Source organism: Rhodoferax sp. (genome assembly GCF_037143375.1).
In the GTDB taxonomy this organism is placed as follows: Bacteria; Pseudomonadota; Gammaproteobacteria; order Burkholderiales; family Burkholderiaceae_C; genus Rhodoferax.
Map to the genome: position 1 here is coordinate 1 of NZ_JBAWYV010000216.1, position 4,145 is coordinate 4,145.

Annotated in this window: 6 protein-coding genes; all 6 read right to left on the reverse strand. The window is 58.4% G+C overall.

Annotation, left to right across the window (positions count from 1 at the left end; all coding sequences use genetic code 11):
• Positions 1-119 precede the first annotated feature (119 nt).
• Positions 120-890 (reverse strand): uracil-DNA glycosylase, encoded by a 771-nt coding sequence (locus WCG50_RS17830; protein ID WP_336900946.1) that lies wholly within the window; start codon positions 888-890, stop codon positions 120-122.
• Entirely contained in the window at positions 880-1,674 is a 795-nt protein-coding gene (gene trpC / locus WCG50_RS17835; RefSeq protein WP_336900941.1) for an indole-3-glycerol phosphate synthase TrpC, read from the reverse strand. The genes WCG50_RS17830 and trpC overlap by 11 nt, the downstream gene beginning before the upstream one ends.
• Positions 1,667-1,807 carry a hypothetical protein gene (locus tag WCG50_RS17840; protein ID WP_336900942.1) on the reverse strand — a complete coding sequence of 47 codons (141 nt, stop codon included), beginning with the start codon at positions 1,805-1,807 and terminating at the stop codon, positions 1,667-1,669. The genes trpC and WCG50_RS17840 overlap by 8 nt, the downstream gene beginning before the upstream one ends.
• A 1-nt stretch (position 1,808) precedes the next feature.
• Complete coding sequence (gene trpD, locus WCG50_RS17845; protein ID WP_336900943.1) at positions 1,809-2,855, reverse strand: anthranilate phosphoribosyltransferase; 1,047 nt, start codon at positions 2,853-2,855, stop codon at positions 1,809-1,811.
• A gap of 67 nt (positions 2,856-2,922) precedes the next feature.
• Positions 2,923-3,624, reverse strand: coding sequence for a LysE family translocator (locus WCG50_RS17850; protein WP_336900944.1), 702 nt, complete (start codon positions 3,622-3,624; stop codon positions 2,923-2,925).
• 179 nt (positions 3,625-3,803) lie between these two features.
• Positions 3,804-4,145: beta-eliminating lyase-related protein (locus WCG50_RS17855; protein ID WP_336900945.1), on the reverse strand; the 342-nt coding region annotated here is incomplete at its 5' end.

Sequence of the window (4,145 nt, forward strand, 5' to 3'; positions counted from 1 at the left end):
CTCGTAAGAGGGCAGATTTACAGTCTGCTGCCATTAACCACTCGGCCACCTCTCCAAGGTGAGCCACAGATTATGCCATGAATTAATCTGTTGGCGAGATTTGTTTTATCTGATTCTCATTACCAATCAATTTCTACCTCGCCATGAAGCTTTAAAAAGTTGTTTGCCAGGCCAAAATGACCGCAACCCATAAACGGCTTCGGTGCGCGCATGGCCGACAGTGGCGAAGGATGGTTGGCAGTCAGTACCAAATGCGCCAATGACCCCTTGTCTTCATTTTCATTCCCGATCAGCGTCGCCTTGGACTGAGCGTGTGCGCCCCACAACATGAAAACAACCGGTGATTCTTTTTCTGCAACCGCTTTCACCAGCGCATCAGTCAACGCCTCCCAACCGTGTTGTGCATGACTGGCAGGCAAGCCGTCTTCTACCGTGAGGCAGGTATTGAGCAGCAAGACACCTTGTTCGGCCCAATGGACCAACGACCCCTGTGCAGGCGCTTGATGAATCGCTGACGCGCCCAAGGTGTTACCCGAACGCTCCCGTGCTATTTCCTTGACTATATTTCGCAGCGAAGGGGGCATCTTGACCCCCTGCCCCACCGAAAAGGCCAAACCTTCGGCCTGCCCGGGTCCGTGGTAGGGGTCCTGCCCCAGAATGACCACCTTGACCTCGGCCAGCGGCGTTAGCGCAAGCGCACGAAAAGGTTCAGGCGGATAAATGGTGGCGCCTTGCGCCAGTCGCAGTTGAATGAATGTAGCCAGTTGCTGCCCAGACTGACTGGTCAGAAAGTGATCCATCACAGGCCGCCAACCCTCCGCCACGAGCCAGTGCTGCGGCGCCCAAGCCGTCAGGCGCGGTGACCCACCAGGAAACAGGTCAGGCTGCAGCAAACAACTCCGCCAGTGCAACACCCGGATCGGGGGCGCGCATGAACGCTTCGCCCACCAGGAATGCATTGATGCCCGCCGCCCCCATGCGCAGCACGTCTTCGCGCGTGGTGATGCCGCTTTCCGTGACCAGCAAGCGGTCGACTGGCACGCCTTGCATTAGGGTCAAGGTGGTGTCGAGCGACACTTCAAAAGTCTTGAGATTGCGGTTGTTGATGCCGATCAGCGGTGTTTTGAGCTTCAAGGCGCGCTGCAACTCGGCACCGTCATGCACTTCGACCAGCACCGCCATGTCCAGACTGCGGGCGATCGCTTCAAACTCTTTCATCTGCGCGTCATCCAGGATGGCGGCGATCAGCAGGATGGCGTCCGCGCCCATGACGCGTGACTCGTAGACCTGGTAGGCGTCCACGATGAAATCCTTGCGCAACACCGGCAGTTGGCACGAGGCGCGGGCCTGCTTCAAATAGTCCACACAGCCCTTGAAAAATTGCACATCGGTCAGCACCGACAAGCACGCGGCGCCATGCTCGGCGTAGCTTTGCGCAATATCGGCGGCGATGAAGTTCTCGCACAGCACGCCTTTGGACGGACTGGCTTTCTTGATCTCTGCAATCACGGCCGGACGACCTGCCGCAATTTTGGTGCGCAGGGCACCGACAAAATCACGGGTGAGTACGCGCGACTCGGCATCCTCACGCATCTGGATGAGCGGTTTTTTGTTCAGCGCCGCGGCGACTTCTTCGCGTTTTACCGCAACGATTTGGTTCAGGATGTCAGTCATGCTCAGGAGGCCCCTTCGGGCCTTTCTTCAAAATGTTGATGAAAACGCGGTGCATCACCAGACCCACCACGATAAAAAGTGTCGAGATGCCCAGTGCAATCCAGGCTTCCGAGTTTTGCCACAGACTTGCCATATCAGCCCCCGCTCAACGAATGCGACAACACACTGAGTTGCCCCAACTTAGCCCTGGCCGCGCCGGATTCAATCGCGGCTCGCGCCCGGTCCACACCGGCTGCCATCGAGTCAACCACATTGGCAGCGTACAGCGCTACACCGGCATTCAGGATCACGATGTCACGCGCCGGGCCGGGGACATTGTCCAGCACGCCCAGCAACATGGCTTTGGACTGCTCGGGCGTTTCCACCTTGAGGGCGCGGTTGCTGGCCATCACCAGCTTGAAATCTTCGGGGTGAATCTCATACTCGGTGATCTCCCCGTTTTTAAGTTCACCCACCAGCGTGGTCGCCCCCAGGCTCACCTCGTCCATGCCATCCTTGCCGTAGACCACTACCGCGTGCTCGGCGCCCAAGCGCTGCAAGGCACGCACCTGAATCCCCACCAGATCGGGATGAAAGACACCCATCAAAATATTTGGTGCACCGGCTGGATTGGTCAGCGGCCCCAGCAGATTAAAGATGGTTTTGATGCCCAACTCCTTGCGCACCGGCGCCACATTTTTCATGGCCGGGTGGTGATTGGGCGCAAACATAAAACCTGCGCCGACCTGCTCGATGCACTGGGCAATCGCCGCTGGCGACAGATTGATATTGATGCCCAGCGACTCCATCACATCCGCGCTGCCGCTCTTGCTGCTGACGCTGCGGCCACCATGTTTACTCACTTTGGCCCCGGCACCTGCCGCCACAAACATGGCGCAGGTCGAGATGTTGAAGGTATTGGCGCCATCGCCGCCCGTGCCCACAATGTCCACCAGATGGGTTTTGTCGGCCACATGCACTTTGGTCGAAAACTCGCGCATTACTTGGGCAGCGGCGGTGATTTCGCCAATGGTTTCCTTTTTGACGCGCAAACCGGTGATAAAAGCCGCGATCATCACCGGCGACCACTCGCCGCTCATGATCTGGCGCACGATGTGCAGCATCTCGTCGTGAAAAATCTCCCGGTGCTCGATGGTGCGCAGCAGGGCTTCTTGCGGTGTGATCTTGTAGGTGTTGGTCATGGTGCAATGAGGGTCAGTTTTAAAATTTCGATGTGACGGACGGGTAACGTTGCAGGCGGCGCACTCTTCAGGGCGAGGCTGGATTGTCCATCAGGGCCAGCTTCAACCCAAATCCGATGAACAGCACACCCGCCAGACGCTCCAGATGCTGGATACCGCGCGGCATCACCGCGAAGCGTTGCGAGACAGTGGCGCCCAAAGCGGCGTAACCGAGGCTGACCCACAAACTATTGACGGCAAAAATCAAGCCCAGCAGCAAAAATATCAGCGTCTTGTGCGGCGCGTCGGGGGCGATGAACTGGGGTAAAAACGCCAGAAAGAACAAGGCCACCTTCGGATTCAACACATTGGTCCAAAAACCTTTAGCAAACACTATTTTTAAGCCAATTTTGGCTGTAGAGCCCGTGCTTATTGCATAAGCAGCTATTAAATAAGTAGCATTCTTAAGTTCATTCGTCTGGCTGCGGCTGGCTTTTGGAGCGCCAAGCCCCAGTATCTGCCAGCCCACCCACACCAGATACGCAGCCCCCAGCCACTTCAGCAGCGAGAACGCCATGCTGGATGTCGCCATCAAGGCACTCAAGCCCAGCGCCGCCGCCGTCACATGCACCAGGCACCCGGCCGTGATGCCCAGCGCCGCCACGGCACCTGTGCGCCAACCGCTTTTGATCGATTGGCTCAGGATGTACAAAACGTCCGGGCCAGGCGTCAGGTTGAGCAAGATGCCCGCAGCGATGAACCACGGCAAATTGGCGATGCCGTCTAGCATTTGTATGGCCTCACGCCAACGGCAACCCTCGGTCCAAACTCAACCATCACCCCGGCCATCTTCCAAGGGGAGAGGGCGTGAATACCAGCGGCCACTTCTGCACACTCCCTCGCCCTCAGGGAGAGGGCCGGGGCGAGTGCGTTACGGCCGTCAGTTGTCATTTCTTCACGCGCCATTCGTCACGCGGTCAAAAAATCGCGCATCACGGCCAGCGTATGGTCGATGGCGGCGGCATCCACATCAAGGTGCGTGACAAAACGCAGCCGGTACAGGCCAGTAGCCAGCACGCCGCGCGTCGCCAGATACGGGATCAACTCGGCTGAGCGCGCCCTCGCCTCGCCTACCAGATCGACAAACAAAATATTCGTCTGCGGTGGCTCGACCACCAAGCCCGGCAGGCGACTCAAACCGTCCGCCAGACGTTGCGCCAGCGCGTGGTCATCGGCCAGGCGCGCCACTTGATGCGTCAGCGCATACGAAGCCCCCGCCGCCAGCAAACCCGACTGCCGCATGCCACCACC

Excerpts from the sequence above, each read along its gene's own strand:
- trpC (WP_336900941.1), bottom strand. The coding sequence starts at position 1,674 with ATGACTGACATCCTGAACCAAATCGTTGCGGTAAAACGCGAAGAAGTC.
- WCG50_RS17840 (WP_336900942.1), bottom strand. The coding sequence starts at position 1,807 with ATGGCAAGTCTGTGGCAAAACTCGGAAGCCTGGATTGCACTGGGCATC.
- trpD (WP_336900943.1), bottom strand. The coding sequence starts at position 2,855 with ATGACCAACACCTACAAGATCACACCGCAAGAAGCCCTGCTGCGCACC.
- WCG50_RS17850 (WP_336900944.1), bottom strand. The coding sequence starts at position 3,624 with ATGCTAGACGGCATCGCCAATTTGCCGTGGTTCATCGCTGCGGGCATC.